This is a genomic window from Rhizobium metallidurans, from assembly GCF_014196505.1.
GTDB classification, from domain to species: Bacteria; Pseudomonadota; Alphaproteobacteria; order Rhizobiales; family Rhizobiaceae; genus Rhizobium; species Rhizobium metallidurans.
The window spans coordinates 121049-139089 of record NZ_JACIDW010000012.1 but is presented as its reverse complement, the minus strand read 5'-3'; the positions used below and the strand labels follow the sequence as shown (position 1 = coordinate 139089).

General features: G+C 58.4%; 18 protein-coding genes and 4 pseudogenes. 17 read left to right on the top strand and 5 right to left on the bottom strand.

Annotation, left to right across the window (positions count from 1 at the left end; all coding sequences use genetic code 11):
- Nucleotides 1-598 precede the first annotated feature (598 nt).
- On the bottom strand, nt 599-892 hold the full coding sequence (locus GGQ67_RS17560) for a DUF736 family protein (protein ID WP_246400221.1): 294 nt from the start codon (nt 890-892) through the stop codon (nt 599-601).
- 892 nt (nt 893-1784) lie between these two features.
- Here GGQ67_RS17560 and GGQ67_RS17555 point away from each other — a divergent pair.
- Both GGQ67_RS17555 and GGQ67_RS17550 read left to right on the top strand, forming a co-directional pair.
- Nucleotides 1785-2069: a hypothetical protein gene (locus GGQ67_RS17555; protein WP_183901416.1), complete on the top strand. Its 285-nt coding sequence runs from the start codon at nt 1785-1787 to the stop codon at nt 2067-2069.
- Between the two features lie 187 nt (nt 2070-2256).
- The gene (locus tag GGQ67_RS17550; RefSeq protein ID WP_183901415.1) at nt 2257-2487 is read left to right on the top strand and encodes an MFS transporter; all 231 of its coding nucleotides are present in this window, start codon (nt 2257-2259) and stop codon (nt 2485-2487) included.
- 293 nt (nt 2488-2780) lie between these two features.
- Here GGQ67_RS17550 and GGQ67_RS17545 read toward each other — a convergent pair whose 3' ends face one another.
- Nucleotides 2781-3143 (bottom strand): transcriptional regulator, encoded by a 363-nt coding sequence (locus GGQ67_RS17545; protein WP_183901414.1) that lies wholly within the window; start codon nt 3141-3143, stop codon nt 2781-2783.
- A gap of 93 nt (nt 3144-3236) precedes the next feature.
- Here GGQ67_RS17545 and GGQ67_RS25370 point away from each other — a divergent pair, with 93 nt between their 5' ends.
- From GGQ67_RS25370 to virB11, 13 genes are read left to right on the top strand one after another with little or no spacing between them, the layout of a single operon-like run.
- Nucleotides 3237-3776 (top strand): hypothetical protein, encoded by a 540-nt coding sequence (locus GGQ67_RS25370; RefSeq protein WP_246400220.1) that lies wholly within the window; start codon nt 3237-3239, stop codon nt 3774-3776.
- Between the two features lie 2 nt (nt 3777-3778).
- Entirely contained in the window at nt 3779-4465 is a 687-nt protein-coding gene (locus GGQ67_RS17540) for a lytic transglycosylase domain-containing protein (protein ID WP_183901413.1), read from the top strand.
- Nucleotides 4462-4761, top strand: coding sequence for a TrbC/VirB2 family protein (locus tag GGQ67_RS17535; RefSeq protein WP_183901412.1), 300 nt, complete (start codon nt 4462-4464; stop codon nt 4759-4761). The genes GGQ67_RS17540 and GGQ67_RS17535 overlap by 4 nt, the downstream gene beginning before the upstream one ends.
- Nucleotides 4762-4763: 2 nt before the next feature.
- Nucleotides 4764-5105, top strand: coding sequence for a VirB3 family type IV secretion system protein (locus GGQ67_RS17530; protein WP_183901411.1), 342 nt, complete (start codon nt 4764-4766; stop codon nt 5103-5105).
- On the top strand, nt 5098-7479 hold the full coding sequence (locus GGQ67_RS17525; protein WP_183901410.1) for a VirB4 family type IV secretion/conjugal transfer ATPase: 2382 nt from the start codon (nt 5098-5100) through the stop codon (nt 7477-7479). The genes GGQ67_RS17530 and GGQ67_RS17525 overlap by 8 nt, the downstream gene beginning before the upstream one ends.
- Entirely contained in the window at nt 7479-8177 is a 699-nt protein-coding gene (gene virB5, locus GGQ67_RS17520) for a P-type DNA transfer protein VirB5 (protein WP_183901409.1), read from the top strand. The genes GGQ67_RS17525 and virB5 overlap by 1 nt, the downstream gene beginning before the upstream one ends.
- Nucleotides 8174-8407, top strand: coding sequence for an EexN family lipoprotein (locus GGQ67_RS17515; RefSeq protein WP_183901408.1), 234 nt, complete (start codon nt 8174-8176; stop codon nt 8405-8407). Before virB5 ends, GGQ67_RS17515 begins: the two co-directional genes overlap by 4 nt.
- 4 nt (nt 8408-8411) lie before the next feature.
- A complete protein-coding gene (locus tag GGQ67_RS17510) occupies nt 8412-9347 on the top strand; it encodes a TrbL/VirB6 family protein (RefSeq protein WP_183901407.1) in 936 nt (311 codons plus the stop codon).
- 36 nt (nt 9348-9383) lie between these two features.
- Nucleotides 9384-9650 (top strand): hypothetical protein, encoded by a 267-nt coding sequence (locus GGQ67_RS17505; RefSeq protein WP_183901406.1) that lies wholly within the window; start codon nt 9384-9386, stop codon nt 9648-9650.
- 3 nt (nt 9651-9653) lie between these two features.
- Nucleotides 9654-10325: a VirB8 family type IV secretion system protein gene (locus GGQ67_RS17500; protein ID WP_183901405.1), complete on the top strand. Its 672-nt coding sequence runs from the start codon at nt 9654-9656 to the stop codon at nt 10323-10325.
- Nucleotides 10322-11176: a P-type conjugative transfer protein VirB9 gene (gene virB9 / locus GGQ67_RS17495; protein ID WP_183901404.1), complete on the top strand. Its 855-nt coding sequence runs from the start codon at nt 10322-10324 to the stop codon at nt 11174-11176. Before GGQ67_RS17500 ends, virB9 begins: the two co-directional genes overlap by 4 nt.
- Nucleotides 11177-11189: 13 nt before the next feature.
- The gene (virB10, locus tag GGQ67_RS17490) at nt 11190-12362 is read left to right on the top strand and encodes a type IV secretion system protein VirB10 (protein ID WP_183901403.1); all 1173 of its coding nucleotides are present in this window, start codon (nt 11190-11192) and stop codon (nt 12360-12362) included.
- An 8-nt stretch (nt 12363-12370) separates the two neighbouring features.
- Entirely contained in the window at nt 12371-13417 is a 1047-nt protein-coding gene (gene virB11, locus GGQ67_RS17485) for a P-type DNA transfer ATPase VirB11 (RefSeq protein WP_183901402.1), read from the top strand.
- 7 nt (nt 13418-13424) lie between these two features.
- Here virB11 and GGQ67_RS17480 read toward each other — a convergent pair.
- Nucleotides 13425-13940, bottom strand: a pseudogene (locus GGQ67_RS17480) (IS66 family transposase); the annotation flags it as partial.
- A gap of 80 nt (nt 13941-14020) precedes the next feature.
- Nucleotides 14021-15574, bottom strand: coding sequence for an ISL3 family transposase (locus tag GGQ67_RS17475; RefSeq protein ID WP_183901401.1), 1554 nt, complete (start codon nt 15572-15574; stop codon nt 14021-14023).
- 89 nt (nt 15575-15663) lie between these two features.
- Between GGQ67_RS17475 and GGQ67_RS17470 the strand changes: the two are divergent.
- Together GGQ67_RS17470 and GGQ67_RS17465 are read left to right on the top strand one after the other, a co-directional pair.
- Nucleotides 15664-16596 (top strand): annotated as a pseudogene (locus GGQ67_RS17470) (ATP-binding protein); the annotation flags it as partial.
- Nucleotides 16597-16765: 169 nt separating this feature from the next.
- Nucleotides 16766-17747 (top strand): annotated as a pseudogene (locus GGQ67_RS17465) (IS3 family transposase); the annotation flags it as partial.
- A gap of 150 nt (nt 17748-17897) precedes the next feature.
- Here GGQ67_RS17465 and GGQ67_RS17460 read toward each other — a convergent pair.
- Nucleotides 17898-18026: pseudogene (locus tag GGQ67_RS17460) on the bottom strand (IS110 family transposase); the annotation flags it as partial.
- Nucleotides 18027-18041: the final 15 nt, after the last annotated feature.

Genomic DNA, 18041 nt, shown 5'->3' with positions numbered 1-18041 from the left:
CGCCGCGCTACGTGTGTTCAAGCCCGACGGGTCTCGGACATGGCGGGCCCCATCATCGACATTAGTTCCTAGCAACGGCAATGCCACCCGCTGACTGTCCGACGCTGCCTCATCATCTCTGACAGCCGCAACACTCCGACGTGCGCTTCGTCACCGACCGCTCTGCAGGAGTCTGAACATCGGCGGAGTTCCTGAAGCACGCAGAACTTCGACGAGCGGCTATGTTGCCGCATTCGCCGTCGGGTCGATGCGAGAAGCCACGGTCGACGTCGGCCCCCCCCTCCCCTCCACAGAAGCGGGCTTGGTCGCACATATTTCGAGCGTTCCAACGTTATTATTTGAAGCCATCCGCATTGCTCGGAAGCCAAAAGTTCTCAACTGAGAACTTTTAAGTGCGCGGTGCAGGCCAATCCCCTCGGTTGGGCAAATTCAAATCGTCAGGCCTGGGCTTAAATAGATAAATGGCCACCAAGTTCTCAGCTGAGAACTTTGTGGCCAATGAGGCATTTGCCCCGCCTTTTGGCGACGAGGTTTCGGTTCAGGCTTCGCGCTTGGCGCAGTTCCAGACCAGGTCGTAGTCGCCTTGGGTCTGGCTCGGCTACAGCGCCGCGTTGATGGCGTTAACGCTCGGGTCGTCGATGATCACAGAGATGAAGGGCTCGCTGTCACCAGAGACCTTGTTCCAGGCGGCAGCGACCTCGGCGGCCCTGACATGATGCGGGCGTCGCGCGAGGCGCGCTCGATTGGGCGGAGCCCGCGCCTTCATGGAGCCCGTGAGCGTGCGGACCTGCCCGGTGATTGCGTTGCTGTTGGGGGTGAAGTTGCCGATGATTTTCGAATCCTTCTGGTTTGTTCGGGTCGCGACCATCGCAACCTCGATGGCTGTCGACATGATCGGGCACGATCGGACGGCACCCACCGCAACAGCGTGGAGGACGGCCGGAACCTGCTTTCTTGCCTAACGAGGAATGGCGGTGCAACCTGCCCGGAGGAAGGCGCGGGCCGCAAGGCGGAATTTCGGGAATGGTCGTCGGGCCGGAGCGGTACCAGAAGCAACCGCATGAGACTCAGCGTAGCGGTCCGAAGGGAGAGCTGGGGCCGACGCCTCTCGCCTATGCGCTCCGCATGCAGCATGACCAGCGGGAATGCGAGCAGGGGGAGCGGCACTGGCTCCTCCCCTCCTACAGTGCCGCCCGTCGATGCGAATCGAAATCGTCATTGGCGGAGTACATCATTTCTACGAAACGAGTGAGGAGAAAGGGGAAATGGCAAGAGGCATTCCTACAGAATGAAACCACCTTTCACAGCGTTCGATGCCTCGTAGTCATGGCCGGCCCGCCTCGGCCAGCATCGCGATCATGTTCGCCCTATCGAGTTCGCGGGCTTCGTAACCCATGGCGCCGCCAAGATAATACTATCCAAATTCGGGAAATTCCTTCGAAAGGGTGGGGGGTAAGATTTCACGCGAGCCGAGGTCTTCATTGGCCTCGAAGCCCTCATGCGGCTGGACAGCCTTCGCGACTTTTCGGCCTGTTTCGTGGCCCGTATTGGACGCTTCTGGCCAACGAAGCCTTTGATGCGAACGCCCCATCGCGCCCAGGGCTGTGTATCCAACATACCGGCCCAAAAGGCGAGTTCGTCGATCCGTATGCGTTGGCACCGGGCGAGTGCGCGCTGATTCGCCCCGACGGATATGTCGGCGCCATCGTTGGTGTGGATGAAGCTACGATGCTCGCATTCCACCTTGCTCGGATGGGCTTGGCCTCTGCCGGGGAGGGTTTGCGATGACCGCCGAAGCCGATCTCAACATTGCAGCTGCAGCGCCTGATAAGCTCGACTGGCAGTTGGGGGCTCCGCCATGCGCCATCTTCGGTCTCTATGCGGCTGGCATCGCCGCGATACTGCCTGTGCTACCCCTTTTCTTGCGTCAGATGGGAGCAAGAACGATTATCCTAGGCATCGTTGTGGGCGTGGAAGCGCTCTCGCATCCGCGCCTCTACTGGGCAAGCTTTCCGACTGTCTTGGCTGCAAGCGCGTTCCTGTGGCCAGCCAAAGTTTGCTTATCGTAAGTCTACTGCTGCTCGCCTTTGGAGCAAACAACAGTTCACCGAACACTGGGCGCCAGGCAAAACGGATCGTGGATGCCGGGGGAGGGGCAGGCGCCGTTGTCGGCGCTGGTGTCTCCAGCGTCCTTTCGAAGGTTTCGCTGACCGCTCCAATTTACATAGCGCTGGCCTTGTTAGTTACAGGGTCGCCGTGATCCCGCTGATTTTCAGCCTTGTCGCCTCCGGTTTCGCCAGCGTCGGCCTGTTAGGCACGATCCTGGCGCTTACCTTTGCTTTCCTCTGCGTCAGCACCGGCGATGCAGTTGCCAAGCCGACCTATTGTGCCGCCCTGTCCATCCACGCTTCATCCGATCGACAGGGCGTCGTCATCGGAACGAGACAAGCGCTCGGAGCAATGACCGATGTGGTTTCGCGGTGCTAGAAAGCCCCGTTCCAGGCGCTGCGTTTTACGGCGCATCGATTGGCAGTGTCGTGTCAATCAGCATGACGGGGCGCTTCTATCGCGGCTATTTAGATCCCTTGCAGCGAGCCCCCCGAAGGACGTCTCGTCCAAGTTCAGGCTGACGCGGCAGCGATCATCGCCCTGCTTTCAAAGCGCAACCTTCCCAATATCGTGGCCTTTTACAGGCCCAGAATAGGGGCACCGGCACCTGCAACGGGGTTATTTGCGCACAGGCGCTCGGCAGATAACATTACAATGTTTCTTAACTAAGATTAGCGTTTTTCATCCCCAGCGACCACGCGCAAACTCTCAAACACTCCCGGTGCAAACTGGAACTGTCGCGCTGTGCCGCGCCCCATCGAGTTCCTGCCAAGCGTCTCGAGCAGGATGCCTCGTTCGACCAGGAGATCCATCGTTTCGATGACGCCGCCGCGCGTCATTCCAGTAATCTCTATTATATTTGATAGTGTTAGCTTCTCGTGGGCCTGGTGCATCATGTAAAGGATATTCATCATCCCGATCTGCTTGATACGGGATTGCGCCGATTCCCCCTCGATCGGCTTTTCCAGGATTTCACGCACCGCGAAAACAGATAAAGCTTGGCTTTGCCATCGGTCGCTCAAATTGCTTGCCATCGGTTTAACTATCTATTATTTGCATAGTCTACGGGTTGAGGCGAGTCGCTTTTCAGTCCCAGCTGACATTGGAGAAACCGGAGGGTAGGGGGCATGAAGAGCCTTTTCTTTCGAACGATCATAGCAGCGTTAGGGTTCGCTTCACTGTATACTATTTCGGAACGAAGCGCTCGCGCCGACGAATGGGGGTGCCAGGTTATCCTGTGCTTATCCAATCCGGGTGGCCCAACGCAATATGGCGAATGCAGGCCGCCGATCGAGAAGCTGTGGAGTTGGTTGGCAAGAGGACATTCGTTTCCGACCTGTGCAGGGGTTGGCTTTCAAAGTTCCCGTCCGCGCTACGAACCATATTACTGCAATGCTGGCTACAGTCTGTCTTCTGGCTACGGGCCACGGGGAAGTGAAGCGACTTGCATTTCGACGTCGTTGCAGACCGTAAGCGACAGTTTCTGCCAGCGAGATCGAGACGGTGGCGGTTCATACGACGGCTCAGTTAGGTCTCCGCGCTGGCAAAAGGAAAACGGTCGCTATCAGTGCATGGCATATGCCGTCGCCCGTCCCTTGGTGCGCGAGAAACCTCGATACATCGATGTTACGATCGACGGGGTTGGTAAGCAGAGGGTGTGGTTCTGAACATGCCCGTTGCGTTCTTAGACCTTGCGCAGACCTGCGCGCCCTATGTCTCATCCGAAACCCTCGCAGGCGTCGTCAGCCTCGAAAGCCGGTTCGCCCCGTTCAATATCCGGATCAATAGCGGCGCACCGCTAAAGCGACAGCCTGCCACGAGGGCCGAGGCAATCGAAGTCGCCACATCGTTGGCGGCAAAGCGCCACGACATCCAGATGGGTCTCGGCGGGATCGGACTGGAAGAACTGCAAAGACTGAATCTTTCGATATCCGACGCCTTCGATCCATGCCTCAACCTGCGGGCCACAGCGACGCTACTCGACGGCTACTATCGCCTCGCCGTGAAGGAGGGAGCGGAGCCGGCCAGGGCCGAGAAAGTCATGCTGCAATCCTATTACGGGCGCGATGATCCATCCGTCGGAGCCATGGTCAGCTACGACGATCAGGTCCGCCGGGAAGTCAAACGGCTCGGTCCGAGGATTGCCAGGTTGACGATCAGCGACACGGGGGAGGGGAGGGGGACCGACGTCGCCGCCAAGGTACCTCAGGCGGATCTCGTCGCCGAGGTGGTTGCGGAGAATTCCGCGGACAAAGTAGCCCCGACCGCTGTCGCGCCGGCGTGGGACGTCTTCCAGACCCGGCGCCGTTCATCCGTCCTGGTGTTTCAGAGCAATCAATTGGAGCAGAGTGAATGACAATGAATTCCCGAATCCGACCCCTTGTTGCTTCGTCTGTGATGGCAACCGCCGTCGTTTTTCTGATGGTCGAGCCGGCCTTCGCGCAATCCGCAGGCATCGAAACGGTGCTCCAGAACATCGTCACAATGCTGACCGGGAACATTGCCAAGCTTCTGGCTGTCATCGCGGTCATCATCATCTGCATTGCCTGGATGTTCGGCTATATGGACCTGAGGCGGGCGGGCTTCTGGATTATCGGTATCGGCGGCATCTTCGGCGCCACCGAGCTCGTCAACACCATCGTCGGCGGCTGAAGATGGCGGTCGAGCGGGCGGTTCTCGAAGAAGATTCACTCTTCATCGCGTGCACGCGGCCGGCGATGATCGCTGGCGTGACCATGGAGGCGATGGGCTTCAACATCATGCTCACGACGATCCTGTTCATCGTCGCCGGATCGATCGCCTACGCGCTCGTCGGCGTCGTGTTTCACCTCATCTTTCGCGCCCTGGTAAAGCACGATCACAACATGTTCCGCATCCTGATGGCCTGGGTCGAAACACGCGGCCGATCACGTAATAGCGCTTATTGGGGCGGAGCCACGCTCTCTCCACTTCGACTGGCCCGCCGCTTTGACGAAAGGGATATCGGTTTTGCCTAACATCGCCACTCTCAGATCCCGCGAACTCGCACCCGAGGCTTTCATTCCCTACGTCCGGCACATCGACGAAGCGACTATCGCACTCGACTCCCGGACACTGATGGTCATGATCGCCCTTGAAGGAGTGTCGTTCGAAACCGCGGATGTGCTCGACCTAAACGCCCTCCATCGCGATCTCAATACGCTTTTCCGGAACATTGCGGATGAGCGGCTAGCCCTCTGGACGCATTTGATCCGCCGCAGAGACAGCGACTATCCGGATGGGACATTTGCGACTCCATTCTCCGCCGCGCTCAATGAGAAATACCGTGAGCGCATGGTGCGCGAAGACCTTTTCCGCAATGATCTCTATCTGACCGTCCTTTGGTCGCCAGCTCGCGACCCCGCCGACAAGGCTGTTAAGCTGCTCTCACGCCTTCGCCGCGCCAATCGAAAAGGCATAGAGCTGGATGAGGAGGCCCTGAAACAGCTTCAGGACAAGGTCATCGATGTAGTCGCTGGTTTGAAGCGTTTTCAGCCACGTGTCCTTGCTCTGTATGACCAGGACGAAATGCTCTTCTCCGAGCCGAGCGAGGTGCTGCATCAAGTCGTCGGCGGCAGGCGCGAACGAGTGCCACTGACCGAAGGCCGCATCGCCTCGGCGATCTACTCGGATCGCGTCATCATCGGTCGCGAGACCATCGAAATTCGCCACGAGGCGGAAACCCGGTTCGCCGGCATGCTGAGTTTCAAAGAATACCCGGCCCGCACCAGGACCGGGATGCTGGACGGCGTGCTGACAAGTCCGTTTGAACTCATGCTTTCCCAATCCTTCTGCTTTGTGTCGAAGGCGGACGCTCGCGTCGTCATGGGGCGGAAGCAAAACCAAATGGTGAGCAGCGGCGACAAGGCTGCCTCGCAGATCGACGAACTCGACGATGCGATGGACGATCTCGAGTCCAACCGGTTCGTGATCGGCGAGCATCACCTGACACTATCCGTCTTCGCGACTACAGTGAAGGAACTGACGGACAATCTCGCGAAGGCGCGCGCCAGCCTGACCAATGGAGGCGCCGTCGTCGCCCGAGAAGATCTTGGCCTCGAGGCAGCATGGTGGGCGCAATTGCCCGGCAACTTCCGCTATCGGGCGCGATCAGGTGCTATCACCTCGAAGAATTTCGCTGCCTTGTCACCGTTCCATTCCTATCCGATCGGACAGAAGGACGGCAACGAATGGGGACCGGCCGTCGCTCTGCTCAAGACGGCCTCGGGGTCGCCGTATTACTTCAACCTCCACTACGGTGATCTCGGCAACACCTTCATGTGCGGTCCGTCGGGCGCAGGGAAAACGGTGATCGTGAATTTCATGCTGTCGCAACTGGAAAAACACGATCCGCACGTCGTCTTCTTCGACAAAGACCGTGGCGCGGACCTCTATGTCCGCGCCGCCGGGGGAACCTACCTCCCCTTGAAGAATGGTATGCCCACCGGCTGCGCTCCCCTCAAGGCCCTCGATCTGACGCCGGAGAACAAGGTGTTCCTGTCGCGTTGGGTTGGCAAGCTTGTGGGATCCGGGACAAGGGAACTGACGGTCAACGAGCTTCGCGACATCTCCGGCGCGATCGATGGCCTCGCCGACCTGCCCGTGGAACAGCGGACTATCGGCGCACTCCGGACGTTCCTTAATAACACCGATCCGGAAGGGATCGCCGCCAGGCTCCGTCGGTGGGAGAGGGGAGGGCCGCTCGGTTGGGTTTTCGACAACGTCATCGAGGATATCGGCTTTGGTGATTTCGGGGGGACAGGCAAGTTTATTGGCTACGATATGACCGATTTCCTCGACAACGAGGAAATTCGCACACCGCTGATGGCCTATCTCTTCCACCGTGTCGAGCAGCTGATCGATGGCCGTCGGATCATCATCGTCATCGACGAATTCTGGAAGGCGCTCCAGGACGAGGGGTTCCGCGATCTTGCGCAGAACAAGCTGAAGACGATCCGCAAACAGAATGGCTTGATGCTGTTTGCAACACAGAGCCCACGCGATGCGCTGATCTCGCCGATCGCGCACACGATCATCGAGCAATGCCCGACGCAGATTTTCCTGCCTAACTCGCGTGGCAATCATGCCGACTATGTCGATGGATTCAAGCTCACGGAGCGCGAGTACGAATTGATTGCGCGCGAACTGTCCGTCGAAAGCCGGCGGTTTGTGTTGAAGCAGGGCCACAACAGCGTGGTTGCCGAGCTCGACCTCAACGGCTTCGAAGACGAACTCGCCATCCTTTCCGGCCGGACCGCCAATGTCGAACTTCTCGACGTGATCCGTGCGGAGGTTGGAGAGGACGTCAAAGATTGGCTTCCCGTTTTCCAACAGCGAAGGAGTGCAAGCTGATGGCTTCCTATCGACTTTACGGCGCAGCGCTCGCCACGGTGCTCATCCTTTCCGCCGAAGGCGCGGTAGGGCAAGGGATTCCGGTCATTGATCAGACGGCTATCGCCAAACAGATCGAAAGCATTGCGCAGCTCAAGTCGCAACTCGATGCGCTCAACCAGCAGATCGAGCAGGCGCAGCAGCTTTATGGCTCGCTCAACAAGCTCACCGATATGGCGGATGTCGCCAGCGTCCTCAACGATCCGGCGATCCGCAAGGCGCTTCCGTCCGATTTCGCCGCCATCGAGGGCCTGCTTAAGGGCAATGGCACCGGCGTGTTCCAGGATTCTGCCTCGAAATTCCTCGACAGCAACTCGACCTACCGCACCAGCGCCGACGATTTTTATGCCAAGGAACTGTCGCGTATTCAAAGCCAGAATGCGGGTCAGATGAGCCTGGGTCAGCAGATCTACGATGCTGCGACCAAGCGCATCGACGGGATCGATGAGCTACGCTCGAAGATATCTTCGGCGAGCGACGCCAAGGACGTTGCGGACTTGCAGGCGCGGCTTCAGGCAGAACAGGCATTCCTCCAGACCGACGTCCTGCGGATGGAAGGGTTGCGAATGGTGCAGCAAGCCCAGACCCAGGTCGATGAACAGCGCAAGGCAGAGGATTGGCGCCAACGCATGGACGCAATGAAGGCGGCGCTGCAGTGAAGCGGCTTCCAATTTTCGTGTGCCTGATACTGCTAGCAGCCTGCTCGCAGGAATCGGAGCGGACTTATACCGTCGATGAGTTCGTCGCCGACAAGGCGCTGCTGAGCCGTACGATCTCTGAGTGCCGCGACAATCCGGGTGAATTGCGCGACAAGCCGAATTGCCGGAACGCGGAAGCGGCGGACGGCAAGCTTCGCCTCCAGAACATGCGCAAAGCGCTGGGAGGTTGAACGGATGTACCAGGTATTCGAATTCATCGATGGGCAGTTCAAGCGGCCGCTGGAGACGTTCGTCTCGGATGGGACATCGAACATCGCCGAATGGGTAACCGGGCCGTTGACGGCGGCCGTCACCCTTTATGTGGTTCTCTATGGGTATCTCGTCCTACGCGGCTCCGTGCAGGAGCCCATCCTGGACTTTGCCTTTCGCGCCATAAAGCTCGCCATCATCGTCATGCTGGTCAAGAACGCCAGTGAATATCAAACCTATGTGACGAACATCTTCTTCGATGTTTTGCCGCGCGAGATCGCGCAGGCGCTGAATTCGGGTGCGGCGCCGAGCGCCAGCACATTTGACAGCCTTCTCGACAAGGGCCAGGCTTCTGCGACCGATATCTGGTCGCGTGCTTCATGGCCGGTCGATATCGTTACCGGCGTCGGGGGCATGATGGTTATCGGCGTCAGCTTTCTTGTCGCGGGGATCGGCTATGTGGTCTCACTCTATGCGCGGTTGGCGCTGGCAATCGTGCTGGCGATCGGGCCGATCTTCATTGCGCTTGCGATGTTTCAATCGACGCGGCGTTTTACCGAGTCCTGGATCGGGCAGCTCGCAAACTTCGTCATCCTGCAAGTTCTCGTCGTTGCGGTGGGTTCCCTGCTGATTTCTTGTATCGACTCAACCTTTACCGCGATCGACAGCTACACCGACGTTCTCATGCGTCCGATTGCCCTTTGCGCCATCGGGATCGCCGCCCTTTACGTCTTCTACCAGCTTCCCAGTATCGCCTCCGCTTTGGCCTCCGGCGGGGCGTCGCTCGCTTATGGCTATGGCGCCGCACGAGATGCGCATGAAGGCATGTTGGCTCGGGGAACATCGTACACCGGCCGGATGATCGGCCGCGGGGCTCGCTTTGCCGGCCGGGCGTTCGGATCAAGAAATGCCGGTGCATGACATGCAATTCAGAACAATAAGAAAAGGCCTGCCTGAATGATGAAGCCTGCCGTGTTTCTCCTCCTTGCAGCCACGCTTGGCGGCTGCGCGTCGCTTACGTACCCATTGCCGAAATGCGACGGTTATTCACGCCGCCCCTTGAACCGTTCGATGTGGGAATGGGAGGGCGACAGCAAGCTGAAACAACAGCAATCCGACGCAAGTCCCTCCATCTCCGTAACGCCGTTTGCCGAAGAGACCAGAGAGCCTGCAGCCTTCGCACATCTGGACATCGACGGTTCCTATCGCCGCTGTAAGGGATGAGACATGGTGACGACAGAAAATCTCAAGAGTTATTTCGATAAAGCGCGTCGGTTCGACCAGGATCGAATGATGCAGATCGAACGATCGAACAGGATTGCCTGGTCGATCGCCATTGCTTCCGGCATCGTCGCCAGCGTTTCCGTCTTTGCGATCGCTGGTCTCACTCCGCTTAAGACGGTTGAACCCTTTGTGGTGCGCGTCGACAATTCGACGGGCATTGTCGATGTCGTGTCGGCATTGACGTCGACGGCCGGCACCTACGACGAGGCCGTAACGAAATACTTCGCAGCCAAATATGTGCGCGCCCGCGAGGGTTATGTCTGGAGCGAGGCACAAGAAAACTTCCGCACCATCGCGCTCTTGTCGACCCAACCGGAGCAGGCGCGGTTTGCTGGCGTATATCGCGGTAGCAACCCGGAATCGCCGCAGAACATCTATGGCCGTGGCGCCACCGCGAGGATCGACATCGCTTCGATCTCCCTCATCAATCGGAATGTCGTCTCTGTCCGCTACATGCGCACCACGACGCGCGAGAAGGAGGTCAGCACCACCCGGTGGGTGGCGACACTGACTTATTCCTATTTCAATGCGCCGATGACATCGACAGACCGGCTCGTAAATCCGCTCGGCTTTATTGTCAGCGAGTATCGGACGGATCCGGAGGAGGTGAAATGATACGCGCCGCAATCGTCGTCCTGATCGGACTTTCCGGCTCGATGCCGCAGGCGCTGGCGCTGGAAATCCCACGGGGCGCTTCAAAAGACAGTCGCGTCCGCTTTGTCGATTACCAGCCTTACGACATCACCAGGATCGTCGGCAGCCTACGCTCGTCGGTACAGGTAGAATTCGCCGCCGATGAGGAAGTTGCCCAGGTGGCGCTGGGCAACAGCGTCGCCTGGGAAGTCGCGCCGGCCGGCAACATCCTGTTCCTGAAGCCGCGCGAGAACCAGCCGGTGACGAACATTTCCGTGGTGACGACGCGCCGGGATGGCTCAACGCGGAGCTACCAGATGGAATTGACCGTGCGCGACGGGTCGGTCGAAGCCGGGCAGAACACCTATTTTTACGTAAAGTACAGATATCCTGAAGATGAAGCCGAGTTGCGCCGAAAACAGGCGGCGTCAAGGTCTCTCGCCGCCCAGGCGAAGGACGCCGACAACGTGCTATCACTCCACGAAGCCTATGGCCCACGAAACTGGCGCTATTCGGCCCAAGGCTCCCAGGCTTTGGAGCCGCAAAGCGTCTATGACAACGGCAAGACAACGACCTTCACCTTCGCCGGCAATCAGGAAATGCCTGCGATCTATATGGAAAATTCAGACGGGTCGGAAAGCCTTGTTCCGAAGTCCATCGATGGCAATCTCGTCATGGTGCACGCAATCAGCCGCAAGTTCATCCTGCGTCGGGGTACAGATGTGCTCTGCGTCTTCAACGAGGCCTACGATCGTGTCGGCATCAATCCCAACACCAACACGACGTCTCCCTCGGTGGAGCGCGTCGTGAAAAGCGATGACAACGCGCAATAGGGAGGCGATATCCATGGCTCAGCAAGACGAAGCTCGCATTCCCGGAGAACGTGCAGAAACGGTCACTGGCGGTCGGATTGACAACAACCCTCTTTTGAAACGAGGGGCAGTCGCTGTGGCGATCGTCGCGTTCATTGGTTTCGCCCTCTGGTCGGCAATAGGCAAGAAGGCCAAGGACGAGAGCGTCCAGTCCGAGCGCGTGGTTATTCGCCAGACAAATCCATTTGAAGCCGCTAAAGAAAAAATCGAGCCGACGCAGGTGGTTCCAGAGGTAAAGTTGCCGACCCCTGCGGTCGAACCGGTTGTGGAAGAGAATGACAAGCTGCTCGATTCCGCCCGCCGCGCCCCGGTCATGGCCTTCAGCAGCGGACGGAACGCCGAGAAAGATCGGAGACAGACTGTTGATTCGAATGCGTCAGAGGATGAGAACTTCGTGCCACTCGACAACAATCTTATGGCTCAAAACCAGCAGAGCAGCGACCAGCAGCGCTTCGACGGTCTGCTGCGACCGACCCGGCTAGAGGGCTCGCGCGCCGGCACGCTTGGCAACCGGAATTTCATCGTCTCGATGGGCACTTCGATACCCTGCATACTCGAAACGGCATTGGCGTCCGACCAGCCAGGGTTCGCCAGTTGCGTCGTCAACCGCGATATCCTGTCGGATAACGGTCGCGTCGTGTTGATGGAGAAAGGGACGCAGGTCGTCGGCGAATATCGCGGTGGGCTTCAGCGCGGCCAAAAAAGGCTATTTGTCCTCTGGAACAGGGCGAAGACCCCAAATGGAGTAATCGTCACCCTTGCGTCGCCCGCGACCGATGCGCTCGGTCGCGCCGGCGTCGATGGGTATGTCGATACGAAATGGTGGGAGCGGTTCGGAAGCGCATTGCTTTTGTCTATCGTGGGTGATGCGACCGGCTATGCCAGCAGCCAATTACAGAACAGCGAGGTTGAGGCACAGAACACCACGAGCGCCGGTCAGCAGGCGGCGGCGATTGCGGTCGAGCAATCGATCAACATCCCACCGACGCTGAACAAGCATCAAGGCGAACTGGTTTCGATCTTTGTGGCTCGCGATCTCGACTTTTCCGGCATCTACCGTCTTCGAGTGACGGAGCCGAGGAACCGTATTTTTGACCGCGCGGTGCTGGGCGATTTTTCCCAGCGGTCGACACTTGTCACGAAGTAGGCTTAGAAATGTCAGAGGGGCAGGATTCGGCGGTTGTAAGAGAACTCTTGAGGCCGTTTTTGACATACCTTCAAGACCGATCCCTTTACGAAGTAATTGTGAATCGACCCGGGCAAGTCCTGACGGAAGGACCCGGAGGTTGGCGGACTTATGATATGCCGGATCTGACCTTCGAAAAGCTCATGCGCCTTGCCCGGGCCGTCGCCAGTTTTTCTCACCAATCGATCGATGAGACACGTCCGATATTGTCGGCGACCTTGCCCGGAGCCGAACGAATTCAGATCGTCATCCCGCCGGCAACGATGAAAGGCGTGGTCAGCATCACAATTCGCAAGCCGTCGTCGGTCGATTTCAGCCTTGATGACCTGGCGGAAAATGGATTTTTTGATAATACACGTGCGGTGACTGGAGCCTCTTCTTGCCAGGATGAAGAACTCAATGAAGCCTATCAAGCTGGGCGCTTCAAGGATTTCCTCCGGCATGCAGTCATCGCCCGAAAAAACATCATCATTTCGGGTGCCACGGGTTCAGCAAAAACGACCCTTTCTAAGGCGCTGCTCAAGCATATTCCTGAGAATGAGAGGGTTATCTCGATCGAAGACACGCCGGAGCTTGTCATCTCTCAACCAAATCATGTACGTCTTTTCTACTCAAAGGGAGGGCAAGGGCTTTCTCTGGCAGGCCCAAAAGAACTGTTGGAGTCTTGCGTTCGCATGAGGCCAGATCGGATCCTGCTTCAGGAGCTTCGCGACGGAACGGCTTTCTACTACATACGAAACGTGAATTCCGGCCATCCGGGCTCGATTACGACTGTTCATGCGAATTCGGCCCAGCTTGCTTTTGAGCAGCTGACGCTCTTGGTCAAGGAGTCCGAGGGCGGCAGCGGTTTTGGACGGGCCGAAATTCTCAAAATGCTACACACCGGGATCGACGTTGTAGCGCAATGCGTCCGAGACAACGGAACGTTCTTCCTATCTGAAGTTTACTATCGCTCGGCTCCCAAGGCCGGGCTTTATGATCAGCTCGCCCACGCTTCCAACCTGCCGGTGAACTGATTGGGTGGATGCCCCCTCCAGCCGGCATCGGAGTATGATTCTGCGGATGTTCGCCGCGCCAGTCACTTGACGCATAATAGATTGCGGCTGGCGGCGCTGCTCCCCCAACGGTCGGTCATCGCATACGTAAGTCCATATGCGTCCGATCGTGCATTTGTCCCTGGCCTGAATGGGAATGGTGGTGTCGTCACCGTGAAGACGCTCGGCCGCAAAAACATGCGCCTCGATCAGATCGAAGACAGGCATGAGAGCAGCTGTTGTATCCGACCTGGTCGGCCAGCGTCGAGGTCGAAAGATCGATCCCCTCGCATTTGAACCGGGCACTCTGCCGGTTGAGCGGGCTGTGCATGCCAAACTTGTCGAACAGGATCGTCGCCAACAGATGAGGACCAATGAAGCCGCGCGGCGTGGCATGGAACGGTGCCGGCGGCTGGCTGATCGCCTCACATTGACGGCACGTGAACTTTTCCCGCACCGTCTCGATCACCTTGACCCGGCGCGGAATCTCCTCGAGCGTCTCGGTGTGTGATTAGGCATGGAATAAGGACCCCGCACATGGGGTGATCGGCGTCCAAACGGGGGTCTGACGCAATCTCGATGACATCAGGGGGCCCCGACGATACGTGCCTCAAGCAAATCGAGCTTCCCGCGCCCGTACATCTGGCGCTTGATGAGTTTGAGTTTGGTGATCTGACCCTCTGTCTGGCCGTTCGACCAAACTGAAGTGATTGCATTCTGAACCGCTGCTCTGTCGCGGATGATGCCGTTGGCGAATGACGCGACCAAGCTTGCTGCTGCGCGGTCGATCCACGTGTCGAGTTCATCTTCAGACCTACGCCGCAGCATATCGTGGAAGCTCTCCACGACGTCTCTTGCCTCGACAAGGTCAGGTAGCTGCTCCTCGATCGCGGCGACCGTCATCGTTTGCGCCTTGGTCAAATTGTTACGCTCAAGGGTCATTAGGCGGACGATGGTGCGTGCCGCCGGCGCGTGGCCGAGCCCGTTCTCGGCCTTTTCGGCCCTTCGTCGTCGTGTTGCCCATTCCGTGACAACGCGGAGACCGCCGCCAAAACCAGCCAGCCGAAGCTGTCGCCAGAGTTCAGCACCATTTCGTAATCCAGCATCCCATTGCGCTTCGAGCCACGGGAGGTGTGGTTCGAGCGAAGTTTGCCGGACGCGGAAGATATCGGTCCTTTGACCACGGACGACGCCGCGAACCAGCTTTCGGCTATGCCCAGTTCTGCGCACGATCTCCTTGATGGACACGCCTTCGCCGACGAGTCCACGAATGACAGAGTTTGTCTCTTCACGCCGCAGATATCCGTCATATTGCAAGCGCTCGGCGGCAGTCAGAAGCTTGGGATTTACGGTTGCTGTACCGACTGCCACGCGCACCCGCCGCATTGACTTCCGAACAGCATCAAGAAAGGCGTGGCTAGCGTTTTCCATGAGATGCCAGCGGTCGGCGACCTGTTCGGCCTGTGGCAGGGCTCGTGCAGCGGCCTGCGCATACCCGCCGCCGCGATCTCTTGCCACGATTTCGATTTGCGGCTGTTGGGCCAGCCAGGCCTTAGCCGTCGCCGGTTCTCGGTCGGGCAGCAGGGCGATCGTCTTTCGCCGCTCAAGGTCGCAGATGATCGTGCCATATCGATGATTGCGACGCCACGCCCAGTCATCAATGCCGATAACGCTCGGCGGCGTTGGTGGTGGTCGATCATATCGACGAACGGTTCGAAGCAGCGTGTCGTTGCTAACCGGAAACCCGAGACGATCTGCGAACCGTGCTGCCGGGCGACCACCCAATGCCAAAGCCAAATGGTGCACCAAGGTGTCCAGACGTGCTGTCCTGCGGGCCATGGGTCGGACTATGTCATCACCGAAACGCTCGGCAAAAATCTTTCGGCGGCATTGATTGGCACTACAGACGAAACGTCGGACGGTCAGATGCAGTTCGACGCTCCGGCCTGCACACGGCAGATCGGCGATCATCCGAGGGTAGCGGCTGTGAACACGATGGGAGATCGTACCGCATTCGGGACACCTGCAATCTCGGGACTGACCATGTGCGGCGACGATGATCACATCTGCGCGGTGGTGCATTGCCTCTACGTTCAACTCGGCAGGGATCAGATCGGAAAGCCGAAAATGGGCTCGCATGGCGCTGATTCTCCATTGGAAACCAGGCCAGTAAAATCCGAAACATCATCGAGAATGAGTCAGAGCCCCGTTACGACGCCGATTGACAGCTTGCGTTTTCTCGTCGCCAGGATCTGCGTGTGGAGCCCGTCGATATGGCCGAACTCGTCGTGGGAATGGAAGATCTGCTGAGGCGCTCTGTGGGCTCCACCATCGTCGTCGAGACGGAGATTCCTGATCATCTGCCGCAAGTCTCGGCCGACGCCAATCAGGTCGAGCTGGCATTGCTCAACCTCGCGGTCAACGCCCGTGACGCGATGGCCGGTGGTGGTCGACTTCACATCGCCCTCAAGGAAGAAAGGAATGATTTACCCACCGAGACGCTTGCCGCCGGACGTTATGTGATACTCTCCGTGGCCGATCAGGGCCACGGCATGGATGAGGCCACGCTTCAGAAGGCGATCGAGCCGTTCTTCTCGACAAAGGAGCTCGGAAAAGGAACCGGACTTGGTCTGTCGATGATCCATGGCTTGGCATCGCAGCTGAAGGGCGAATTGCGGTTGTCGAGCACGATCGGCGTCGGTACGACGGCCGAGCTTTGGATGCCGGTCTCGATATTTGCGGGTCTTGTCGTGGAGCCTGTTCAGACCGAACCGAGCTCACCAGAGCGCCAAGTAGGGCCGATGCGGATCCTGCTGGTCGATGACGACGTACTAATTGCCATGAGTTCAGCCGACATGCTGGCGGACCTCGGGCACGAAGTCGTTGAGGCGCATTCTGGCCAAGAAGCGCTTGGGTTGATGCGAGACACTAAGCGGTTCGATCTGATGATTACCGACTATTCGATGCCCGGTATGACCGGTGGCGAGTTGGCCAAGATCGCGCGAGATCTGATTCCTGATTTGCCGATCCTGATCGCCTCCGGTTATGCAGAGTTACCGCCGGACATCGATCACGACGTGGCACGGCTTGGCAAACCCTACACTCAGGACCAGCTTGCCATTGAGATTGGCCGGCTGAAGGTGGCAAAGCCGAATCCTTGACCGACAGTGGGTGAAGCTGCGGACTTCGATGAATAGGGACAGCGCTTTCACAAAGTCTGACCTGCCACTGCGAATTTCCTCCAGAATGGATTAGAGTCCGGCCCATTATGAACCGCCCCCAAACGTTGGACCAGCGGAGGTTGGAGTTTTCCGCTTAAAGGACGGACGCATGAAGAAGCAGCGATTTACGGAAGAGCAGATTATTGCGGTATTGAAGGAGCAGGAGGCTGGCGCTAAGACGGCCGATCTTTGCCGCAGGCATGGAATTTCAGAAGCAACGTTTTATAACTGGAAAGCCAAATACGGCGGCATGGAGGTCTCTGAGGCGAAGCGGCTGAAGGCGCTTGAGGACGAGAACGCCAGGCTGAAGAAGCTGCTTGCCGAACAGATGCTTGATGCGGCCGCCCTCCGCGAGCTTCTCCAAAAAAAATGGTAGGGCCCGCCGCCAAGCGTGAAGCCGTCACGCACCTGAAGACCGTTATGGGGCTTTCGGAACGGCGGGCCTGCCAGATCATATCTGCCGATCGCAAGACGATCCGTTACCAGTCGCACCGACCGGTGGAGACCGAATTGCGAGCAAGGCTGCGTGAGTTGGCTAATGAGCGACGGCGTTTCGGCTACCGTCGACTGTTCGTCCTGCTTCGCCGTGAAGGAGAGCCGTCCGGCGTCAATCGCATCTATCGGCTGTATCGCGAGGAAGGGTTTACAGTACGCAAGCGGAAGGCACGACGCCGTGCTGTCGGCATGCGTGCTCCGATCCTGGTCGAAGCGAAGGCAAACGCCCGCTGGTCGCTGGATTTCGTCCACGACCAGTTCGCCTGCGGACGGAGGTTTCGTGTGCTCAACATCGTCGATGATGTGACGCGTGAATGCCTGCAGCAATTCCAGACACCTCAATCTCCGGCCGCCGTGTCGCACGGGAGCTGACGATGCTGATCGAACGACGCGGCAAGCCCGGAATGATTGTCTCCGATAACGGAACCGAACTCACCTCGAATGCCATCCTTGCCTGGTCGAAGGATCACAAGGTCGAGTGGCATTACATCGCGCCGGGAAAGCCCATGCAAAACGGTTACGTCGAGAGCTTCAACGGGCGAATGCGCGATGAGCTACTCAACGAGAGTCTGTTCTTCGGCCTCGATCACGCTCGCTTCCGCGCCTTCGAGCGCTATGTAGTGAGCGTTGTAGACAATAACCGTCCAAGATCGCATCTGCTAAAATGACTTCTCCGATCATTTCGTGCCAGGCGCCACGGGAATCCGGGCCGTGATTCACGCCGTGGGCGCTACAGAGCTGGAAAGTTAGGTGGCGGCTGTCGCCCTGCTGAAGAGCTCACCGGAGCGCAGCATCGCATGCATGATGACGGCGAGTTTGCGGGCGACAGCGACAGCGGAACGTTTGAAGCCGATCTTCTCGCGTAGTTTTATACCTAGCGGGGCCGCGTT